A 19,623-nucleotide genomic window follows, 5' to 3' on the forward strand; every position below is an offset into this window, starting at 1 on the left:
AAGCGACGCAATCGGTCAATGTCCGCAGATTGCCGTCAGTCGCGCCGTGACGCAAGCAGAAAAATGTGAATTGCCGCTAGCTTGCGCAAGCCCAAACGTGGCGGGGTCACGGTTCCTGGCGCGGTGCGTGTTCGCGACCGCGCGTCGGTGTCCTGGGCGCGTCCTGGCGCGGCATCGGGCGCGGTTCGTTGCTCGCATTGGGCGGCCGTCCGCCGCCGGGGCGGACGCCGGGCTGGCCGCCCGGACGCGGACCGGGCTGCGTGCCCGGCTGGGGCATCTGGCCACTCCACGACGGTCGACCCGGACGGTTCGGGTAGTTGCCGTGGCCATGGCCATGGCCGTAGTAGCCCGGGTAACCGTAGCCGTAGCCCGGATAGCGGCCACCCGGGTAGCCGTACGGGCCGTAGCCGTATCGATACGGATAGGCGTAGCGATAGGGGTAGCCGTAGCCATACGGATTGCCGTAGTAGCCACCCCAGCCACCGTAGTAGCCGCCGTAACCGCCACCGTAGCCGCCGTAGTAGCGGTACTGCACGCTGGGCTGGCCGTAGTAATAGTCGCCCGCGCCGCCATGGCCGCGGTAGGCGTAGTCGGTATAGCAGCCCGCCAGCAGCAGCGTGGCGAGTACTGGAAGAACGAGTTTGCGGATCATGATGCGGAACCCCCCAGGGCAGGCCGTCAGCATCAGGCCGCGGAATTGAACTCGGCCTTAATTTTTCCCGCTGCACGGCGGCGACCGCAACGGCGTTCAGCTGCGCCGCGGAACCCGGCATTCCATCCAACCGCATTGCCGTGCCCGCAGCCAGCTGCCAGCATGCCACGCTTTGTTTCGGCGAGAGCCCCATGTCTGCGAGAGCCCGATGACCCTGCACCGTGCGTCCGGCCAGTGGCGGCTGGGACTGCTGCTCACCCTTGTCACCGCACTGTGCTGGGCGACGCTGCCGGTTGCGCTGAAGCTGGTCCTGGAGGTCCTCGACCCGATCACCCTGACCTGGTTCCGGTTCCTGGTGGCGGCCGTGGTCACCGCGGCCTGGCTCGGCGCTCGCGGCAAGCTTGGCGGGTACGGCCAGCTCGGCCGCCGTGGCGGCGCGATGCTGGCGCTGGCGGCGGTGATGCTGGTCGGCAACTACGTCTTCTATCTGCTTGGCGTCCAGCACACCACGCCGGCCAACGCCCAGCTGCTGATCCAGCTGGCGCCGCTGCTGATGGCGCTGGGCGGGGTGTGGGTGTTCGGCGAGCGTTTCCGCGCCGCGCAGTGGCTCGGCCTGGGCCTGCTCGTGGCCGGCATGGGCTTGTTCTTCGCCGACCAGCTGGCCGCCAGCGCGCGGGCACCCGGCTATGTGCTGGGCTCGGCGCTGGTGGTGGTCGGCGCGATCGTCTGGGCAGTCTATGCGCTGCTGCAGAAGCAGTTGCTGATGCGCCTGGGCTCGATGCAGGTATTGCTGTTCATCTACGCCTTCGCCAGCGTGGCCCTGCTGCCGTTCGCCCATCCGGCCACGCTGCTGCGCCTGGACGCGGTGCACTGGGCAATGCTGATGTACTGCGCCTTCAACACGATTGGCGCCTATGGCGCATTCGCCGAAGCGCTGGCGCACTGGGAGGCATCGCGGGTGTCGGCGATCCTCGCCACCACGCCGCTGCTGTGCATTGCCGCCGCCGCGGCGGTGCACGCGCTGTGGCCGCAATGGCTGGCCCCGGAGCGGATCACCACGCTGGGCTGGATCGGCGCGGCCCTGGTGGTCGCCGGGTCGGCGGCGGTCAGCCTGCTCAATCGGCCGCCGTCGCGCTAGCATCTGCGCATGAACAACGCCGCCCCCGCGCAGACCGCGCAGCGCGCTTTTGTCGCGCCCGATTTCGATGCCGTGCTGGCTGCCGCCGCACGCATCGCACCACACGCCCATGTCACCCCGGTGCTGCGCTCGCGCAGCCTGGATGCGATCGCCGGCTGTGAGCTGCATTTCAAGGCCGAACACCTGCAGCGTGCCGGCGCCTTCAAGTTTCGAGGCGCCTGCAATGCGATCTGGTCGCTGAGCGAGGCCGACGCTGCGCGCGGCGTGGTCACCCATTCCTCCGGCAACCACGGCGCGGCACTGGCATTGGCCGCGGGTACCCGTGGCATCGCCTGCCACGTGGTCGTGCCCGAGGGCGCGGTCGCGGCCAAGGTCGCGGCGATCCAGGCCTATGGCGCGGTGCTGCACCGCTGCGCGGCGAACACCGCGGCCCGCGAAGCCAAGTGCGCGCAGATCCAGGCCGAGACCGGCGCGGAGCTGGTGCACCCGTATGCCGATGCCCGCGTCATCGCCGGCCAGGGCACGGCGGCGCTGGAGTTGCTGTCGGGCGATGTTTCGTTCGATGCGCTGATCGTCCCCGTCGGCGGTGGTGGCCTGGCATCGGGCACGGCGCTCAGCGTTGCCGCCCTGTCGCCACGGACGAAGCTGTACCTGGCCGAGCCCACCGGCGCGGCCGACACGTGGGAGTCGATGCAGCGCGGCGAGCGCATCGCCCAGTTCACCCCCGACACCATCTGCGATGGCCTGCGCACGCTCGTTGGCGAGCCCAACTTCGCCCTGCTGAAGCGGCACGGCGCCGAGGTCCTGACGGCGGACGATCGCGACACCGTCGCTGCCATGCGCCTGCTGTGGCAGCGCACCAAGCAGACCATCGAACCGTCCTCGGCCCTGGCCCTGGCCACGGTGCTGACCCGCAAGGACCTGTTCGCCGGCCTGCGCGTGGGCATCATTCTTTCCGGGGGCAACGTCGACCCGGATGCGCTGCCGGAGCTGTTCGCGCGCGGCTGACGGCGCCTGCGGCGGAGCACCGGGGGAAGGTCGCGCGTGTCGGAGCCGCGTTAACACGGTCTGGCGGCCGTGCGAAGGCGTGCCCTTTCGGGCTTTGGCGGCAGGGATCACATTCGCGGGCACCCGCTGCACCGCTATCATCGCCATGCCGGCCACCCTCGACGGCGCCAGATCCCCGCAAGGACACGCGATGATGAAGATCGACGGCACGCGCAGTCACGACCGCGCCACGGAGCTGATCCTGGCGTACTACGCCGCGTTCAACCGTGCCGACTGGGACGCGATGCTGGCACTGCTGGGCGACGGCATCATCCACGATCTCAACCAGGGCCCGCGCGAGATCGGTCGCGAGGCCTTCGCTTCGTTCCTGCAGCGCATGGCGCGCAGTTATCGCGAGCAACTGCACGACATCGTCGTCATGGTCTCCCCCGACGGCGCCCGCGCCGCCGCCGAATACATTGTCCACGGCGAGTACGTGGCCAGCGATTCCGGCCTGCCGCAGGCGCGCGGACAGAAGTACGTACTGCCTGGCGGTGCATTCTTCGAGGTGCACGACGGCCGAATCCAGCGCGTCAGCAACTACTACAACCTCGAAGACTGGATCGCCCAGGTCGGAGGCTGATCCGCCCGGTTCCGCTCTCGCCCGTGTGACCGATTGCGTGTGTGACTCGCAGGCGGGAAGGCTCCAGGCGCCACGCGTTCCGACAGTCTCTTTACGTTTCCGTCACTAGAGTGTCGCAGCCAAGGCTGCCTTCGAGTCTGCATGCACAACGCTCTGCGTTCCCCGTCGCTCTGGATCGCCGCGATGTCGGTGGTGCTGGCGCTGTGTTTTCTCGGCACGCGCGGCATCTGGGATCCCGACGAGGGCCGCTACACCAACGTCGCGTTGAACATGCTGCACAGCGGCGACTGGCTCAACCCGCACCGCAACCATGAAGTCGGGCACTGGACCAAGCCGCCACTGACCTACTGGGCCATTGCCTCCAGCGTGGCCGTGTTCGGCGCCAATCCCTGGGCCGCGCGCCTGCCGGCGGCGCTGTCGTACCTGCTGTGCGTCTGGTTTGCCTGGCGCATCGCCAGAAGGCTGTCGCCTGGCAGCGAACGGGCGGCGGCGCTTGCCTATTCCTCCATGCTGTTCACGGTCGGCGCGTCGCAGCTGATCACCACCGACTATGTGCTGGCCGCGTGCGAGGCGCTGGCGATGTGGGCGTTCGTCGAAGCGCGCTTCGGCACCGGGCGGCATCCGCGGCGGTGGATCGCGCTGATGTGGGTCGGCTTCGCGCTGGCCTTCGTCACCAAGGGACCGCCGGGGTTGATTCCCCTGCCAGTCGTGCTGCTGTTCGATTCCCTGATGCCCGGCCGACGCCTGCACCGGACCCTGCAGTGGTCGGGGATCGTGCTGTTCGTGGTGCTGGCGTTGCCGTGGTACCTCGCGGTTTTCCACGGCAATCCAGGACTGTTCCACTACTTCATCGGCGATGAGGTGGTGAACCGCGTGGCCACCCGCGAGTTCGGCCGCCATGGCGAGTGGTACGGCTGGCTCGAGATCTACCTGCCAACCGTCGTACTCGGAACGCTGCCGTGGACGCCGGCACTGTGGCGCTGGGCGCGCACGATACCCACCTTCGCGCGTCGATGGCGGGGCGATGCCGGACAACGCCAGGCCGATGCGCCCTGGCTGCTGACAGCGCTGTGGCTGCTGCTGCCGCTGGTGGTGTTCTGCCTCTCGCGTTCGCGCATGCCGCTGTACCTGCTGCCGTTGTTCTTGCCGATGGCCTGCATCGTTGCCCTGCAATGGCAGCGCGAGGGTCGCTCGCTGCCACGCTGGCCGTGGCTGCTGGCATGGGTGGCTGTGTTGCTCTCGCTCAAGCTGGCGCTGGCCTGGTGGCCGACCCACAAGGACGCGTCGGCCTGGGCCGATGCCATCCGCGAACGTGCGCCTGGCGACGTGCACGAAGTGGTGTTCGTCGAGGACATGGCCCGCTATGGCCTGCACCTGCACCTGGGCACCGGCACGGAAGTCGAGAAGATCTCGCTGGACGCGTTACCGCAGCCGCGCTTCAACCCGGCCTACGACGAACCGCTCGACGTCGAACTGGGCGAACACGAAGCCGGCGTGGTCTGGGTGTGCAAGCAGGCCGACTGGCCGGTCGTGCAGGCGCGCATCGCCTCCTATGGCTACCGGGCCAGCCTGCTGGGAACGCCCTACCAGAAACGGGTGATGTTCCAGGTGGAGCACGTTGCCGATCAGCGCCCGCCGCCGGCGACGGCCAGGTAGTCCAGTCCCTGGCTCAGCAGCAGGCGCATCACCGAGGCGCGTTCGGCCACCGGCCGCGTCTGCAGCGAGTCGAGCAGTGCGCCCACGGAGCGGCATCGCGCCGGGTGGTCGTTGCCGTTGAGCCCGGCCAGGAAGCCGTCGTTGAGGATCGCCGCGCGGACGCCCGCGGCCTTCAATGCCTGCATCGCCAGCGCTGGGTCGTAGGGTTGTGGCGGACTCTGGGCTGCGGCGACGAAGAAATCGGCGACGGCATTGGCGAAGCGCACGCGGCTGGCCTGGCTCAATTGCGAGGCAATCTGGTTGTAGCCGTCGAGCGTGCGCTCGGCGCCGGGATCGAACAGCTCACACATGACCCGCGCGTCCTGCGGCGACTGCGCGCCTGCGTGGATCGCCTGGAACAGCCCGTCGATGCTGGCATCGGGTGCGCGCAGCAGCATCTGCCGGCCATCGCCGACCAGGGCGCCGGCGTCGATGCCCCATTGCTCGAGCAACCGGTCCTGGGCAAGGGCAGGCACGCTGGCGGTCGCGCTGCAGATCAACGCCAAGGCCAGCAGTGGGCGACGGATGAAGTGTGGGCTGCGCGGCATGGTGCGAATCTAACCAGCCCCGCCTGAACGACGGGCGCGCCGCCAACGGCCGTCGCGGCTACGCGCCGCGATCGCCGCGCAGTTCCTGTGTTGCACGCCGGTCGCCGGCGGCCGCGCGTGCGGCAACCAGGCTGAAGACCACGATGCCGACCACCACCAGCACCGCGCCGCCCAGCGCACGCCCCTGCGGCCACTGCTCGCCGAGCCAGAGCACGCCGATCACGGTGGCGAACAGGATCTCCGCCGCCTGCATCGCCTCGGCCGCGGCCAGTGCGGTCGGGTCGTTGCGCACCATGCCGGTGGCCTGGAAGAACAGCACGGTCGCGATCACGCCGGCGCCGAGAGCCACACCGCCGGCCAGCCAGACCTGTCCGGACGAAGGCAGGCCCGTGCCGGCCCACGCAAACGCGGCCACCACCAGCCACATCGGCTGGCTGGCCAGGGTCATGCCGAACACGCGCTGGGTGGCATTGAGTTCGACGCCGGCTTTCTCCAGGTGCAGAAGCAGCCCGCGGTTGCCGAGCGGGTAAGCGAACGCCGACACGGCAACCAGCACCAGCGCGATCCAGCCATCGCGATCGAGAGCGCCGCCGCCGTGGCCGAACTGCATCAACAGCACGCCGACCACCACCAGCATCCCGGTCAGCAATGCCGGCAGCGGGATCCGCGCGCGCGCATCGCGATAGAGGAATGGCGCGCACAGCATCCCGGCGATCACGGTCAGCTGGAACGTGCCGGCCACCAGCCACGATGGGCCGCTGGACGCCGCAAAACTCAGGCACAGATAGAACAGGACGAAGCCGATGCCGCTCCACAACAGCCACGGCCCCGGGTGCGCACGGATCGCGCGCCACACTGGCGCCATGCCGCCCTGCAGGCGCATGACCGGCAGCATCAGCGGCAGCGTGATCAGGTAGCGCAGGCACGCGGTCCATGCCCAGTGCCCGCCTTCCACCGCGGCGGCGCGGTTGAGCACGTAGGTGCAGGTGAAGAAGAACGCCGAGGCCAGGGCGATGGCGACCGCCGCCAGCGCCAGTCGGCGCCCGCTCACGTGCGTTTCCGGATCGGGATCCGGCTCACCGGCACCTGCACTTCGTCGACGCCGCCGACGCGGATCGGCGTGCCCGGCTGCGGACCCCAGGCGTGGGCGTAGATGACTTCCCAGGTCGCCGGCAGGCGGCCGTCGCGACGCCAGGGCTCGTAAGCCTGTGCGGCGCGGGCGAACCGGGCGCGGCCGGTCAGGCTGCGGCGGCGATCGAGGTTGGCATTGGTGGCACCGAGCGTGCGCAGCTCGCGCATCAGCTCGCCCAGGTCGGCGTGGCCGAGCACGAACTCGTCGCGATCGAGCACCGGGTTCTTGAAACCGGCGGCGATCAGGGCGTCGCCGAACTGGGCGATCGTGGCGAATGCGCTGACGTGCTGGACGTTGTCGGCTTCGGCAAAGGCGCCGCGCAGTTCATGCAGCGTGCCGGGACCGAAGGTAGACACGAGCATCAGACCGTCGGGCTTGAGCACGCGGCGGAACCCGGCGAACACCGACGGCAGGTCCTCGACCCACTGCAGGCACAGGTTGGAGAACAGCACGTCGACGCTGCCATCGCGCAGCGGCAGCGCGCGCGCGTCGGCGCAGACCGCGTGCGGACGCGCGCCGCCGAGGAATCGCGGCCGCCAGCCACCGGCGTTGTGGGCGGTCTCGCGCAGCATGGGCTGGGCGAGGTCGAGCGCGACCACCTGGGCCTTCGGCCAGCGCTTCTGCATCGCGATGCTGGCATGGCCGGGGCCGCACCCGACGTCGAGCACGACCTGCGGCGGCGCGCGGTCGAGCGCGGGATCGTCGAGGTAGTCCAGCTGTTCCATCAGGCGCGAGGCGACTTCGCGCTGCAACGCGGCGGCATTGTCGTAGCCGTGCGCGGCGCGTGAGAAGGCGCGGCGGACCTGGCGGTGGTCGAACAGGTCGGTCATGCCGGCACCTGCGCGGCCTCGTCGGCCATGAACGCGTCGATTTCCTTCGCCACCTGATCCGTCGCACCGAGGAATGGCGCGTGCCCCGCGTGCGCGATCACCACGCTGCGCGCGTTCGGCGCCAACGCGGCCGCGGCGGGCATCGCACCGGCCGGCACGAGGCGATCGCGACGCCCGGAAATCCACAGGCTCGGCACCTGCAACTGTGGCAGCTCCGCGCGCAGATCCAGACCGTCGAGCAGCGCCAACCCCTCCTGCAGCGCGCGCTCGGCCGGCTCGCCGCGCTCGAACGCCTGCACCTTGAGGCTGCGCAGCTCTTCCTGCGCATGCGGCGAACCGAGCGCCTCCAGCGCGAGGAAGCCCTCGAGCGTGCCGCGGAAATCGCGACTGAGCGCATCGCCGAAATCGCGGAACAACTGCGGCGTGACGCCATGCGGCCAGCCGTTGTCGGCGACGAACCGCGGCGACGACGCGATCATGATCAGGCCGCGTACGCGTCGCGGGAAATCGAGCGCGGCGCGCAATGCGAACTGCCCGCCCAGCGACCACCCCAGCCAGACCGCATCGGGCACGCGTTCGACCAGCTGCGCCGACAGCGCCTGCGGTTGCAGCGGGGTGGTGTCGTCGCGCGAGTTGCCGTGCCCGGGCAGGTCGACCAGGTGCAGCGTGTAGCGCTCGGCCAGGCGGTCGGCCAGCGGCGCGAACAGACCGCCGTGCATGGCCCAGCCGTGAATCATTGCCAGCGCGGGACCTTGCCCGCGCGTCTCGATGTACATGTTGTGTTGCCCTGGAACCGGGTGCCTTGCGGCGTGGGGGATGGCGTCCGTGCCGGGAATCATCCCGGCAGCTGATTATCCGTGCTCAGCGCGCCGACGCCTGCACCGAAAGCGCTGAAAGCGCAGAAAGCACTGCAAGCGCCTCGTCGCGCCGTTCCGCCGCGACCAGCAGGTGGTCGTGGTGGAAGCCGGCCAGGACGTTGCAGGGGATCTGGTGCCGCGCCAGCGCGGTGGCGACGGCTGCGGTCAGTCCGACCGCTTCGAGCGCCGAATGCACGCCCAGGCTGAGCCAGGCGGCGCGGAAGTCGTAGGACAGGCGCAGGGCATCGGCCTTGGCGCGGGGCAGCACGTAGGTGACGCCTTCGTCCTCGCGGACGCTGGCCTCCGACAGCGCCGCCAGGCCAGGATCTGCGACGGGCCGGCTGACGAAGACGAACTCGCCGTCGCGCGCGGTGACCTGCAGGCTGGCGAGCAGGCGCGCGAGGTCGCGCTCGCCGCTCACCGGTGACCGTTCACCGGCCACCTCATCGAACCAGGGCGAGATTGCGCTCGGGCAGGCCGGTCATGCCGAGGTTGAGGCGGTCGCGGGCCTTGGCGATGGCATCTACCAGGCCGTCGACATCGCCGGCGCCATGCAGTGCCGAGAGCGTCACGCGCAGACGCGCGCGGCCTTCCGGCACGGTCGGCGGGCGGATCGCCGCGACCCAGTAACCGGCCTGTTCGAGCGCCTGCGCCATGGCCAGTGCGCGGTCGTCTTCGCCGCACAGGACCGGCTGGATCGGCGTTTGCGAGTCGAGCAGGTCGAGGCCGAGGCGCTGGGCGCGTTCGCGGAAGCGACCGGTCAGTTCCTCGAGCTTGTTGCGGCGCCAATGTTCGGTGCGTGCCAGCTTGACCGCGGCCAGCGTCGCCGCGGCCTGGGCCGGCGGCAAGGCGGTGGTGTAGATGTAGGTGCGCGCGGTCTCGGACAGGTGCCCGATCAGGTCGGCGTCGCCGACGATCGCCGCGCCGTAGCCGCCCAGGGCCTTGCCCAGCGTCGCCAGTTGCAGGGGTACGTCGGCAGTGCCGAGCTTGGCTGCGGCGACGGTGCCCCGGCCATCCGGGCCGGCCACGCCGATGCCATGGGCATCGTCGACATAAAGCAGCGCCTTCTGCACGCGTGCGACCAGGGCCAGCTCGCGCAGCGGGGCGACGTCGCCGTCCATGCTGAAGACGCCGTCGGTGGCGATCATCGCCATGCCTTCGGGCATGCCGCGCAGCTGGCGGATGGCGCCCTCGGCATCGGCATGCGGGTAGCGGCGCAGGCGGCAACCGGCCAGGCGCGCCGCGTCGATCAGGCTGGCATGGTTGAGCCGGTCCTGGACGCAGACGTCATCATCGCCCAGCAGCGACTGGATCACCGCCAGGTTGGCCATGTAGCCGCTGCCGAACAGCAGCGCGCGCGGCGCGCCGAGCCAGTCGGCGAGTTCGCGCTCGAGCGCGTCGTGGATGGCGTGGTGGCCGCAGACCAGGTGCGAGGCGACGCCACCGGCGCCCTCGCGCGAGGCCGCGTCCTGCAGCGCGCCAACCACGGCGAAGTGCTGCGACAGGCCGAGATAGTCGTTGCCGCAGAAGTTCAGCAGGGAGCGGCCGTCGACCACGCAGCGCGCACCATCGCGCTGGGTGACCGTGCGCCGGACGCGAACGCGCGCGTTCGCCACGCGCTGTTCGCGCGCTGCCTCGATACGCTCACGCCACGTCTCCCGTCCCATGGCTAGGCCGCCCGGGTCGGGCAGAACGACGAAGACGACGGATCGACGTCGACTTGTTCGACGATATCGGCGTGCACGGTGGTCCCCTGTTGAGTGACCTGCATCGGTCGCAGGCCCAGTCGGGCAAACAATGCCATATCCCGCTCGGTGTCGGGATTACCGGTCGTCAGCAATTTCTCACCGTAGAAGATGGAATTTGCCCCGGCGAGGAAGCAAAGGGCCTGCAACTCGTCGCTCATGGCCTCGCGGCCGGCCGAGAGGCGGACCATCGAGCGCGGCATCAGGATCCGGGCCACGGCCACCGTGCGGACGAATTCGAAGGGGTCCAGCTGCTCGGCCCCGGCCAGCGGCGTGCCCTCGACCTGGACCAGGCGGTTGATCGGCACCGAGTCCGGGTGCGCCGGCAGGTTGGCCAGGGTCTGCAGCAGGCCGGCGCGCTGTTCGCGCGACTCGCCCATGCCGACGATGCCGCCGCAGCAGGTCTTCATGCCGACGTCGCGGACGTGCGACAGGGTGTCGAGCCGGTCCTGCATCTCGCGGGTGTGGATGATCTGGTTGTAGAACTCCGGCGCGGTGTCGAGGTTGTGGTTGTAGTAGTCCAGGCCGGCCTCGCGCAGCGCCTGCGCCTGCGTGCCCGAGAGCATCCCCAGCGTCGCGCAGGTCTCCAGGCCCATCGCCTTCACTTCCGAGATCATGGCCGCGACCTTCGGGATGTCGCGGTCCTTCGGCGAGCGCCAGGCCGCGCCCATGCAGAAGCGGCTGGCGCCGGCGGCCTTGGCCTGGCGGGCCTTTTCGATCACCGCCTCGGTGCTCATCAGCTTCGTGGCCTCGACACCGGTGTGGTAGCGGGCGGCCTGCGGGCAGTAGCCGCAGTCCTCGGGGCAGCCGCCGGTCTTGATCGACAGCAGCGTGCTGACCTGGATCTGCGCCGGGTCGAAGGTCTCGCGGTGGACCAGGCCGGCGCGGTGCAGCAGCTCCGGGAACGGCAGGTCGAACAGGGCGCGTACTTCCGCGCGCGACCAGTCGTGGCGCAAGGCGGTGAGGTCGGCGGCGGGGGTCGAGGAAGGGGAAGGCGCAGCGCTTACAGCTGACATATGGCTTTTCCGACAGTTGCGGCGGGACAGGGCCGGCAGTCTGGAAAGCGTGGCCGGCACTGTCAACCAAACAGGGGGCGATCAAGTTGACGGTGCGCCGGGAGGCTGGCTGCGGCGCCTCGGCGCGGCCCTGTGGCCGCCACGCTGCCTGCTCTGCGCCGACCCGGGCGATGACGGGCTGGATCTGTGCCGGGCCTGCCACGCCGACCTGCCCTTCAACCTGGGCGCCTGCGCACGCTGCGCCCTGCCGCTGGCGACTACCGCGACCGCCGCGACCACCTGCGGCGGATGCCTGCGCCGGCCGCCGCCGCAAGCGTCGGCCCGCGCGGTCTTTCTCTATGCACCGCCGCTGGACCGGCTGCTGCCACGGGTGAAGTTCCATGGCGACCTCGCCAGCGCCCGACTGCTGGCGGCGCTGATGGCGCGCAGCCTGGCCCGCGCCGAGCCGCCGCAGGCGCTGGTGCCGCTGCCCCTGCACCGCTCGCGGTTGCGCCGCCGCGGATACGACCAGGCGCTGGAACTGGCGCGTCCCCTGGCGCGCGCACTGCAGCTGCCGCTGCGCGATGACCTGCTGTTGCGCCGGCGGGCGACCGCACCGCAGTCGACGCTGGATGGCGATGATCGCCGCCGCAACGTGCGCGATGCCTTCGCGGCCCGCGTGGGTGCCGCGCTGCCGGCACACGTCGCCGTGATCGACGACGTCATGACCACCGGCGCCACGGCGCGCGCCGCGGCCATGGCCCTGCAACGCGCCGGCGTGGCGCGGGTCGATGTCTGGGTGTGCGCGCGGGTGGCCTGATCAGTCGATGCGATCAGTGGGTGCGATTAGTCGGCGTGCTCGAAGCGTTGGCGTCAAACTGACAGGTCACACCAGCAGAACACGACACAGAGCAGCGCCATGCGGATTGGAATCGACTTCGGGACGAGTTATTCAGCCGCGGGTGCGGTCGTCGACGGTCAGCTGCAGCTGATCCGTTTCGGCGACGACCGGCAGTTCCGAACGACGGTGTTCTTCCCGCTGCGCATGCCCGATGTCGCGCAGTTCGAGTTGACCGCCGAACTGGAAGATCAGGTGAGGGCGCTCGTCGCCGGGGCGCGGCGCGACCAGACCCAGGACCAGGCGCGCGTGCAGCGCCTGCGCGATGAAGCCATGCGGCGGCCGGAGCACCAGCGCGCACAGGCGCTTGCCCTGGTGCCAACGGCGCGCAGGCAATCGGATCACGAGATGCACCGTGCCGCCGTGGTCGCGGTGCGCCGGCAATGGGCGGCCAATGAGATCCGCAAAGCGATGGACGCCGGCGCGGACGTGCAGAACGCGCTGTACGGAGACGAAGCCGTCAAGGCGTACATGGCCAGCGGCAGCGGTCATCTCGTGGTCTCGCCCAAGTCGATGCTGGGTTACAAGCTCGAGGGCAATGCGCGCGAGGCGCTGCTGCGGATCGCCACGCAGTTGCTGCGACACATCCGCACCACGGCATCGGCGCAGCTTGGCACCGAGGTGCGATCGGCGCTCATGGGCCGGCCGGTGCGATTTCGCAGCAGCATGAAGGAAGCAGGCGGCGCGCAGGCGTTGGAGATCCTGACGGACGCGGCCTACGCGGCCGGATTCGATTCGGTCGATTTCCTCGAGGAACCCGCGGCGGCGGCCTTCGGCTATCACCGCGGCGTGACCACGCCACGCCGGACGCTGATCCTGGACATCGGCGGCGGCACCACCGATATCGCGCTCGCCAATGTCGGCGGGCCGGCTGCGGCGCCGGTCATCGACGGTTCGTGGGGCGACCCGGTCGGCGGCACCGACGTCGACATCGAGCTGAGCATGCGCGGCGTCATGGCGCTGTTCGGCAAGGGCGTGACGCCGACCGCGGTGCACCGCTACTACGAGGCATCGACCGTGCATGACCTGGAGCGGCAGAACAGGTTCCAGCACGCCTCGTTCAAGCACGTGGAGGCCCCTTTCGGCGCCCGTCTGGAACAGCTCAAGCTGCCCGGCCACACGGTGCGCCTGAACCGTGCCGTGGAGCAGGCCAAGATCCGCCTGAGCGACGAGGACCGGGTCGAGTTCGAACTCGACTACATCGAAGACGGCCTGCAGGTGCGCCTCGACAAGGCGCGGCTGGAGGACGCGGCCAGCCCGTTCCTGCGCCACCTGTGCGAATTGATGCGCCGCGCCAGGGCGGAGCTGCCCTATGAACCGGAGGTCGTGTACCTCACCGGCGGCATGTCGCGTTCACCGTACGTGCCGGTGGCCGTGCGGGAGGTCTTTCCGGACGCCGCGATCGTCACCGGCGACGCGTCGCTCGGCGTGGTGACGGGGCTGGCGCACGCTGCGGCGGCTGGCCAGAGCGAGTGAAGCCGGCACACAAAGGTAGGCCGAAGCGCATTTGGATACCTGGAGGTAACTTTGTTTTGACGTTTGTTTACCTATAAGTATTCATTAGCGTTGACTTTAGCCACCTATAGGTATCCAGTTGCTCTCGAAACTACGCCCGTAGGCATCGGATCGCACCGAGCCTAGTTGCGGGCCTCGAAACCAGACGGCGACTTGACCTGACCGCGGCCGCGCCGTATCCATGCAGCGACTTTCACCGACTGGAGCAGGTGATGGGCAGGATCGAGGACGAATCGGTCGCGCGCAGTGGCTGGGTGTTCGTGCTGTACGGCGTGATCGCGCTGGCGTTCGGCATCGCGATGCTGTGCTGGCCGCAGCGGACCGTGCAGGTGATGGTGATGGCCTTTGGCCTGCTCGCCCTGATCGACGGTGCGGTCAGCCTGCTCAGCGTGTTCCGCAAGGACATCTGCCTGCCGAACTGGTTGCTGATCGCCTATGCCGCGGCATCGATCGGACTGGGCGCGCTGGCCCTGTACCAGCCCCTCTGGCTCGCCGAGGCAATGCTGTGGCTGCTGGCGTTGTGGCTGATCGTCGCCGGCATCGCCCGCCTGGTGTTCGCTTCGCTGCTGCGCAAGCTGGTCAGCGGCGAATGGCTGCTGGCACTGAGCGGCGCATTGGCCATCGCCTTGGGCGTGCTGTTCCTGGCCAAGCCCGACATCGGCCTGAACACGATCGCCTTGTGGGTCGCGATGGGTGCGCTGCTTTATGGCGTCGTGCAACTGCTGCTGGGATGGCGCCTGCTGCGGCGGCAAGCGTCGCGCAATGGCGGATAGGAGCGCACGAAGCAACGTCCATCGGTTCCCGCCTTCGCGGGAATGACGGCTTGAGGAACGAAGACCGGGTAATGAAACGCTGGAGCGTCGTCCGCCGGGTCGGGGATTGCGCAGCAGCGGGACATGGATGTCCCGCGCACCGCATCGGACAGGATGTCCGACTAAGGGGCGGAGCAGTCCCCGACCCGGCGGACGACGCCCTTCGGAAGCCACAAGCCTCACGCCCAACGCCCAACACTAGACGCCTAAGGTGCAGTCGGCACCGGAATATCCGCCTTCGCCTTCGCGCCCGAACCAATGATTGCCTCGGCGCGTATCTCCATCGGCGCGTCTTTCGAGTACAGCGCCGTGGTGCCGACCGCCGTCCACGCCGGGTAGTGATCCTTGAAGAACTCGCGGTGCACCTTCAGCACCGGCTCGATGCGGCGGCGAAATTCGTCGTGGTCGCGCGCGACGTGGAAACTCTGCAGCTCGACGACGTCGGCCATCGTTGCACCGACCGTCGCAAGGTGTGCCTTCATCTGCTCGAACGCCCAACGGATCTTGGCCTCTTCGGTATCGCCCTCGGCCGCGGGAATCCCCGAGATGATCACGCGATCGCCGATGCGCACCACCGGGCTGTAATGCAGGCCGTGGTACGAATCTTCCCAGCCGGCGGGTGCCAGATGCTCTCGCACCGGCGCCTGCTGGGCCTGGCTGGACGTGGCGGCACAGATCAGCAACAACGACAGGCACAGGCGACGCATGGACGGACTCCGGCACTGGGATGCGCCGATTGCAGCGCAATTGACCGGCCGCTGCCAGTCACGAACGTGCATTTGGGCTTCACGCGCTCCAAACCGCCCCGCGTTCACCCTGCCCGCCATCGACGCAAAGGAGATCGCGATGAGCAGCAGTGGATTGTTGGCAAGCCTGGGACGCAGCTGGTGGGTGCTGGTGGTGTACGGCGTGATCGCCGTGCTGTTCGGCATCAGCGCATTCGTCTGGCCCGGCAGCACCGCGATCGCGATGGCCTGGGCGTTCGGCGTGATGGCGCTGGCCGAAGGCCTGATCAGCGTGTTCGCCCTGTTCCGCAAGGACGTCACCGTGTCCAAGGGCTGGCTGGCGCTGTATGCCGTGGCCTCGATCGCGTTCGGACTGATGGCCGTGATGCACCCGCTGGCCGTGGCCGGCATCCTCCTGCTCCTGCTGGCGGTGTGGCTGGTGATCGCCGGCATCTGGCGCATCGTCCTGGCCATCCGCGTGCGCAAGGAGATCGAAGGCGAATGGCTGATCGCCCTGAGCGGCGTGCTGGCGATCGCACTGGGCGTGATGTTCTTCGCCCGCCCGGCGGCAGGGCTGGTGACGGTGGCGCTGTGGATCGGCGTGGTCGCGCTGTTCTACGGCGTGCTGCAGATCATCGCCGGCTTCCGCCTGCGCAAGCTGGCCAGATACGTCTAGGCAGGCGCGTCAGTCGTCCACGTCAGGCCGTGGGCCCGCGCATCGCGTAATCGAGCGCGATGCCGGCGAACACCGCCAGCCCGACCCAGTGGTTGTGCAGGAACGCGCGGAAGCAGGCCGCGCGTTCGCGGGTGCGGGCGATGACGAACTCGTAGACGACCAGCGCGAAAGCAACCGCCACGCCGGCCCAGTAGTAGTCGCCCATGCCCGCGCGCTGGCCGACCAGCACCAGTGCGCCGAAGAACAGCGCGTACAGCACGCCTTGCGCGACCAGGTCCATCTCGCCGAACAGGATCGCCGTCGACCGGCTGCCCATGCGCAGGTCGTCGTCGCGATCGACCATCGCGTACCAGGTGTCATAGGCGGTCGACCAGACGATGTTGGCCGCGTACAGCAGCCAGGCCAGCGCCGGCACCTCGCCGCGTACGGCGGCGAAGCCCATCGGAATGCCCCAGCCGAAGGCCACGCCGAGGTAGACCTGCGGCAGGTGGGTGTAGCGCTTGAGATAGGGATAACTGGCCGCGAGCAGCACGCCGATGAAGCTCATCCAGATGGTGAGCCGGTTCATCGTCAGCACCAGGGCGAAAGCCGCCAGCATCAGCACAGCGAACAGCGCCAGCGCCTCGCGCCCGCGCACCTCGCCGGTCGCCAGCGGGCGGTCCCGGGTGCGTTCGACGTGGGGGTCGAGCCAGCGGTCGGCGTAGTCGTTGATCACGCAGCCGGCCGAGCGGGTCAGCCAGACGCCGGCGCTGAAAACGAACAGCGTCCACAGCGGTGGCATGCCCTCGGCCGCCAGCCACAGGCCCCACCAGGTCGGCCACAGCAGCAGCAGCCAGCCGATCGGGCGGTCGCCGCGGACCAGCTTCCAGTACAGGGCCAGGCGCGCCTTCCACGGCTCGACGGGCGGGGTTTCGAAGCGTTCGTAACTCATATTCCAGCGACTGATGATGGTCGATTGGCGCCCGGAGGGCGCGAAATGCGGCTTGAAGGCGGCCGCGGCAGCCCGTGACCGGGCATTTGCAGATAGAATGCCAGCCCCGCGCGGAGCGACTGTGATCGGATTCATCCGGTCAGGCCATTCGCGCAGGATCTTAGCCAGGCGCCCGTAGCTCAGCCGGATAGAGTAGTGGCTTCCGAAGCCATTGGTCGGGGGTTCGAATCCCTCCGGGCGCGCCACTTCCATGTCCCAGGCCTGCTGTGGCCTGGAGCACGGGGGCGGGCTTTATACTGGCCACTATTCGTCGAAGCTACGCGTGCCCGGCAAGGGTGCGTGCCATAGGTGGGTTTGTGCGCAATTACGACCTTGAGTTCCTTAAGAAATTCTCGATGGTGATCGGCTTCCTGATGCTGGTCACCGTGGGCCTGATGGTGGCTGCGAGCTTCGTGCACGATCAGCTGCCGCCGGAGATCAACCCCGACGTGGCCAAGCGCACCGCCGAACGCATCGCGCCGGTCGGCTCGGTCTATGCCGGCACCACCGGCGCCGCGGCCCAGGCCGCCGCTTCGGCCGCAGCCGCTGCCCAGGCCGCCTCGCAGGTCGCCTATGGCGGCACCACCGACGGCTCGGTGATCTTCAACAACCTGTGCACCGGCTGCCACACCTCCGGCGCCGGCGGCGCGCCGACGCTCGACAAGGCCCACTGGGCCGAGCGCATCGGCAAGGGCAAGGACACCCTGCACAAGCACGCCATCGAAGGCTTCACCGGCACGTCCGGCGTGATGCCGGCCAAGGGTGGCAACCCGGCCCTGACCGACGAGCAGGTCATGGCCACGGTCGACTGGATGCTGGGCAACCTGAAGTAAGCGCCGGCATCGCCGCCCGCTTTGCGCGACGCCGCCTCCGGGCGGCGTTGTCGTTTCTGGCGAGCCAGTGCCGTCATTCGTCGTGATAATGCGCGACCGCCCTGCTGCCAACGCGCCATGACCCCGACCCGCCCGACCGCTTTCGCCCTGCTGCTCGTTCCGTGCCTGCTGGCCGGCTGCAACACCCTTTCCAGCCCTGCCGATGCCATCGCGATCGGCCGCGTGCAGGGCACCGGTGCGCAGAGTCCGCTACTGGGGCAGACGGTCACCGTCGAGGGCGTGGTCAGCGCAGGCGCCAAGGGGGGCGGCTGGTTCCTGCAGGACAACGGCGACGGCGACGAGGCCAGCTCCGATGCGATTTTCGTCGCGGGCAACGATGCCGGCGACCGGATCGTGCCCGGCGACCGCGTGCGGCTGCGCGGCGTGGTGGTCGAACAGGCCCGTGGCCGCGCCAGCCGCACCGCCCTCGAACAGGCCCAGGTGCAGCGCCTCGGGCACGGGACGGTGACGCCGGTCGCCGTGGCCGAAGCGGTGGCGGACTGGGAGCGGCTGGAAGGCATGGCGGTGCGGATCCAGGCGCCGGTGTTGCTGGCAGACAGTGGCGACCTGGGCAAGCACGGCCGCGTCCTGGCCAGCGTCGGTGCGCGCCTGTGGCAGCCGACCGAGCGCGCCGGGCCGGGTACCGAGGCCGCGCGCGCGATCGTTGCGGACAACGCGCGCCGACAGCTCTGGCTTGAGGCCGGTGGCGGAGACGGCGAATTGGCGGTCGCATGGCCCGAGGGCCTGGCGCAGGCGCGCAGCGGCAGTCGCCTCGACGGCGTCAGCGGCGTCCTCGACCAGGCCGACGCCGGTTATCGCCTGCAGCTAACGTCGAGCCCGAGCCTGGCAGCCGCCCCGCGGCCACAGCCGCCGAAGGTGGCCGGCGACGTCCGTGTGGCGGCGCTGAACCTGGAGAACCTCTTCAACGGCGATGGCCACGGCGGTGGTTTCCCGACCCCGCGCGGCGCACGCACCCCGGCGGAACTGTCGGCGCAGCTGGCCAAGCACGTCGCCATCATCAGCGCCCTGGATGCCGACATCGTCGCCCTGATGGAACTGGAGAACGATGGCTACGGCCGCGACTCCAGCATCGCCTCGCTGGTCGATGCGCTCAACGCCGCCGGTGCGGGTGGCGCCCACTGGCGCTTCGTCGATGCCGGCCGGGGCCCGGGCGACAACGCGATCCGGGTCGGCCTGATCTACCGCGGCGACCGCGTTCGCGCGCAGGGCCGTCCGGTGACAATGGAAGGCGGTCCGTTCGGGCCGCACAGCCGCGCGCCGATGGCGCAGGCGTTCGTGCCGATCAAGGACGGTCGCGTCGATGGCGCGACGCTCGTCGTCATCGCCAACCACTTCAAGTCGAAGGGTTGCAGCGGCGCCGAAGGAGACGATCGCGACCAGGGCGATGGCGCCGGCTGCTGGAACGCCACGCGCACCATGTCGGCGCGCCTGCTCGCCAGCTTTGCCATCGCCAACCCGACCGGTCACGGCCGCTCGCTGACCCTGCTGGTGGGCGACTTCAACGCGTATGCGCGCGAATCGCCGCTGCGCGCTTTCGAGGAGGATGGCTGGCGCGACGCGTTCGCTGTCGCCGCATCCAGCAGTGATGCCCCCAACAGCGAGGCCCCCTACAGCTACGTCTACGACGGCAAGCTCGGCCGGCTCGACCATGCCCTGCTCAGCGCGGACTTGGCGAAGCGCCTGCGTGGCGCCGCCGAGTGGCACAGCAATGCCGATGAACCCGAGAGCGCCGGTTATCGCGACGGCGGCGCCGGGCCGTGGCGCAGCTCCGACCACGACCCGCTGTTGCTGGGTTTCGACCTGCGCGGGCGCTGAAGCCGAGCAATGGATCCCGGCGTTCGCCGGGATGACGGTCCTGGTGGAAGGTCCCGGGACCGTCGGATTACGGAGCCTGAACCCGCCTCCCCGTATC

General features: G+C 69.4%; 20 protein-coding genes and 1 tRNA gene. 11 read left to right on the forward strand and 10 right to left on the reverse strand.

Annotated features, from left to right (window positions below):
• Positions 1-106: 106 nt before the first annotated feature.
• Positions 107-652, reverse strand: a complete 546-nt coding sequence (locus AB4Y64_RS06230) for a hypothetical protein (protein WP_441815571.1) — start codon at positions 650-652, stop codon at positions 107-109.
• A 208-nt stretch (positions 653-860) separates the two neighbouring features.
• Between AB4Y64_RS06230 and AB4Y64_RS06235 the strand changes: the two genes are divergently transcribed.
• The 4 genes from AB4Y64_RS06235 to AB4Y64_RS06250 all read left to right on the forward strand — a co-directional run bounded on the left by AB4Y64_RS06235 (position 861) and on the right by AB4Y64_RS06250 (position 5,076).
• Positions 861-1,790 carry a DMT family transporter gene (locus tag AB4Y64_RS06235; RefSeq protein WP_441815572.1) on the forward strand — a complete coding sequence of 310 codons (930 nt, stop codon included), beginning with the start codon at positions 861-863 and terminating at the stop codon, positions 1,788-1,790.
• A 9-nt stretch (positions 1,791-1,799) separates the two neighbouring features.
• The gene (locus AB4Y64_RS06240; RefSeq protein WP_441815573.1) at positions 1,800-2,798 is read left to right on the forward strand and encodes a threonine ammonia-lyase; all 999 of its coding nucleotides are present in this window, start codon (positions 1,800-1,802) and stop codon (positions 2,796-2,798) included.
• Positions 2,799-2,991: 193 nt separating this feature from the next.
• Entirely contained in the window at positions 2,992-3,420 is a 429-nt protein-coding gene (locus AB4Y64_RS06245) for a ketosteroid isomerase-related protein (RefSeq protein ID WP_441815850.1), read from the forward strand.
• A 141-nt stretch (positions 3,421-3,561) separates the two neighbouring features.
• On the forward strand, positions 3,562-5,076 hold the full coding sequence (locus AB4Y64_RS06250) for an ArnT family glycosyltransferase (protein WP_441815574.1): 1,515 nt from the start codon (positions 3,562-3,564) through the stop codon (positions 5,074-5,076).
• Here the strand turns inward: AB4Y64_RS06250 and AB4Y64_RS06255 are convergent.
• The 7 genes from AB4Y64_RS06255 to bioB all read right to left on the reverse strand — a co-directional run bounded on the left by AB4Y64_RS06255 (position 5,046) and on the right by bioB (position 11,243).
• Positions 5,046-5,663: a hypothetical protein gene (locus tag AB4Y64_RS06255; protein WP_441815575.1), complete on the reverse strand. Its 618-nt coding sequence runs from the start codon at positions 5,661-5,663 to the stop codon at positions 5,046-5,048. The two genes, AB4Y64_RS06250 and AB4Y64_RS06255, sit on opposite strands and share 31 nt — an antisense overlap.
• Positions 5,664-5,721: 58 nt before the next feature.
• Positions 5,722-6,714, reverse strand: a complete 993-nt coding sequence (locus tag AB4Y64_RS06260; RefSeq protein WP_441815576.1) for a multidrug resistance efflux transporter family protein — start codon at positions 6,712-6,714, stop codon at positions 5,722-5,724.
• The gene (gene bioC, locus AB4Y64_RS06265) at positions 6,711-7,625 is read right to left on the reverse strand and encodes a malonyl-ACP O-methyltransferase BioC (protein WP_441815577.1); all 915 of its coding nucleotides are present in this window, start codon (positions 7,623-7,625) and stop codon (positions 6,711-6,713) included. Before bioC ends, AB4Y64_RS06260 begins: the two co-directional genes overlap by 4 nt.
• A complete protein-coding gene (bioH, locus tag AB4Y64_RS06270; protein WP_441815578.1) occupies positions 7,622-8,401 on the reverse strand; it encodes a pimeloyl-ACP methyl ester esterase BioH in 780 nt (259 codons plus the stop codon). The genes bioC and bioH overlap by 4 nt, the downstream gene beginning before the upstream one ends.
• A gap of 85 nt (positions 8,402-8,486) precedes the next feature.
• A complete protein-coding gene (locus tag AB4Y64_RS06275) occupies positions 8,487-8,903 on the reverse strand; it encodes an ACT domain-containing protein (RefSeq protein ID WP_441815579.1) in 417 nt (138 codons plus the stop codon).
• Between the two features lie 22 nt (positions 8,904-8,925).
• Complete coding sequence (gene bioF / locus AB4Y64_RS06280) at positions 8,926-10,149, reverse strand: 8-amino-7-oxononanoate synthase (RefSeq protein WP_441815580.1); 1,224 nt, start codon at positions 10,147-10,149, stop codon at positions 8,926-8,928.
• A 2-nt stretch (positions 10,150-10,151) separates the two neighbouring features.
• Entirely contained in the window at positions 10,152-11,243 is a 1,092-nt protein-coding gene (bioB, locus tag AB4Y64_RS06285) for a biotin synthase BioB (protein ID WP_441815581.1), read from the reverse strand.
• A 49-nt stretch (positions 11,244-11,292) separates the two neighbouring features.
• On the opposite strand from bioB, the gene AB4Y64_RS06290 reads away from it, so the two are divergent.
• From AB4Y64_RS06290 to AB4Y64_RS06300, 3 genes are all read left to right on the forward strand, one after another.
• Positions 11,293-12,042, forward strand: coding sequence for a ComF family protein (locus tag AB4Y64_RS06290; RefSeq protein WP_441815582.1), 750 nt, complete (start codon positions 11,293-11,295; stop codon positions 12,040-12,042).
• Between the two features lie 99 nt (positions 12,043-12,141).
• Positions 12,142-13,596 (forward strand): Hsp70 family protein, encoded by a 1,455-nt coding sequence (locus AB4Y64_RS06295; RefSeq protein WP_441815583.1) that lies wholly within the window; start codon positions 12,142-12,144, stop codon positions 13,594-13,596.
• A gap of 251 nt (positions 13,597-13,847) precedes the next feature.
• On the forward strand, positions 13,848-14,408 hold the full coding sequence (locus AB4Y64_RS06300; RefSeq protein WP_441815584.1) for an HdeD family acid-resistance protein: 561 nt from the start codon (positions 13,848-13,850) through the stop codon (positions 14,406-14,408).
• A 245-nt stretch (positions 14,409-14,653) separates the two neighbouring features.
• On the opposite strand, the gene AB4Y64_RS06305 is transcribed toward AB4Y64_RS06300, so the two are convergent.
• Positions 14,654-15,154, reverse strand: coding sequence for a Rid family hydrolase (locus AB4Y64_RS06305; protein WP_441815585.1), 501 nt, complete (start codon positions 15,152-15,154; stop codon positions 14,654-14,656).
• A gap of 139 nt (positions 15,155-15,293) precedes the next feature.
• On the opposite strand from AB4Y64_RS06305, the gene AB4Y64_RS06310 reads away from it, so the two are divergent.
• Complete coding sequence (locus AB4Y64_RS06310; protein WP_441815586.1) at positions 15,294-15,848, forward strand: HdeD family acid-resistance protein; 555 nt, start codon at positions 15,294-15,296, stop codon at positions 15,846-15,848.
• Between the two features lie 22 nt (positions 15,849-15,870).
• On the opposite strand, the gene ubiA is transcribed toward AB4Y64_RS06310, so the two are convergent.
• Positions 15,871-16,779 (reverse strand): 4-hydroxybenzoate octaprenyltransferase, encoded by a 909-nt coding sequence (gene ubiA / locus AB4Y64_RS06315; protein ID WP_441815587.1) that lies wholly within the window; start codon positions 16,777-16,779, stop codon positions 15,871-15,873.
• A 168-nt stretch (positions 16,780-16,947) separates the two neighbouring features.
• Here ubiA and AB4Y64_RS06320 point away from each other — a divergent pair.
• From AB4Y64_RS06320 to AB4Y64_RS06330, 3 genes are all read left to right on the forward strand, one after another.
• Positions 16,948-17,024 (forward strand) — tRNA-Arg (locus AB4Y64_RS06320).
• Positions 17,025-17,135: 111 nt separating this feature from the next.
• Complete coding sequence (locus AB4Y64_RS06325; protein ID WP_441815588.1) at positions 17,136-17,651, forward strand: c-type cytochrome; 516 nt, start codon at positions 17,136-17,138, stop codon at positions 17,649-17,651.
• Positions 17,652-17,768: 117 nt separating this feature from the next.
• Positions 17,769-19,526, forward strand: coding sequence for an ExeM/NucH family extracellular endonuclease (locus AB4Y64_RS06330; RefSeq protein WP_441815589.1), 1,758 nt, complete (start codon positions 17,769-17,771; stop codon positions 19,524-19,526).
• The last annotated feature ends 97 nt before the right edge of the window (positions 19,527-19,623 follow it).

Source organism: Lysobacter sp. TAF61 (assembly GCF_052113485.1).
Taxonomy (GTDB): Bacteria; Pseudomonadota; Gammaproteobacteria; order Xanthomonadales; family Xanthomonadaceae; genus Lysobacter_J.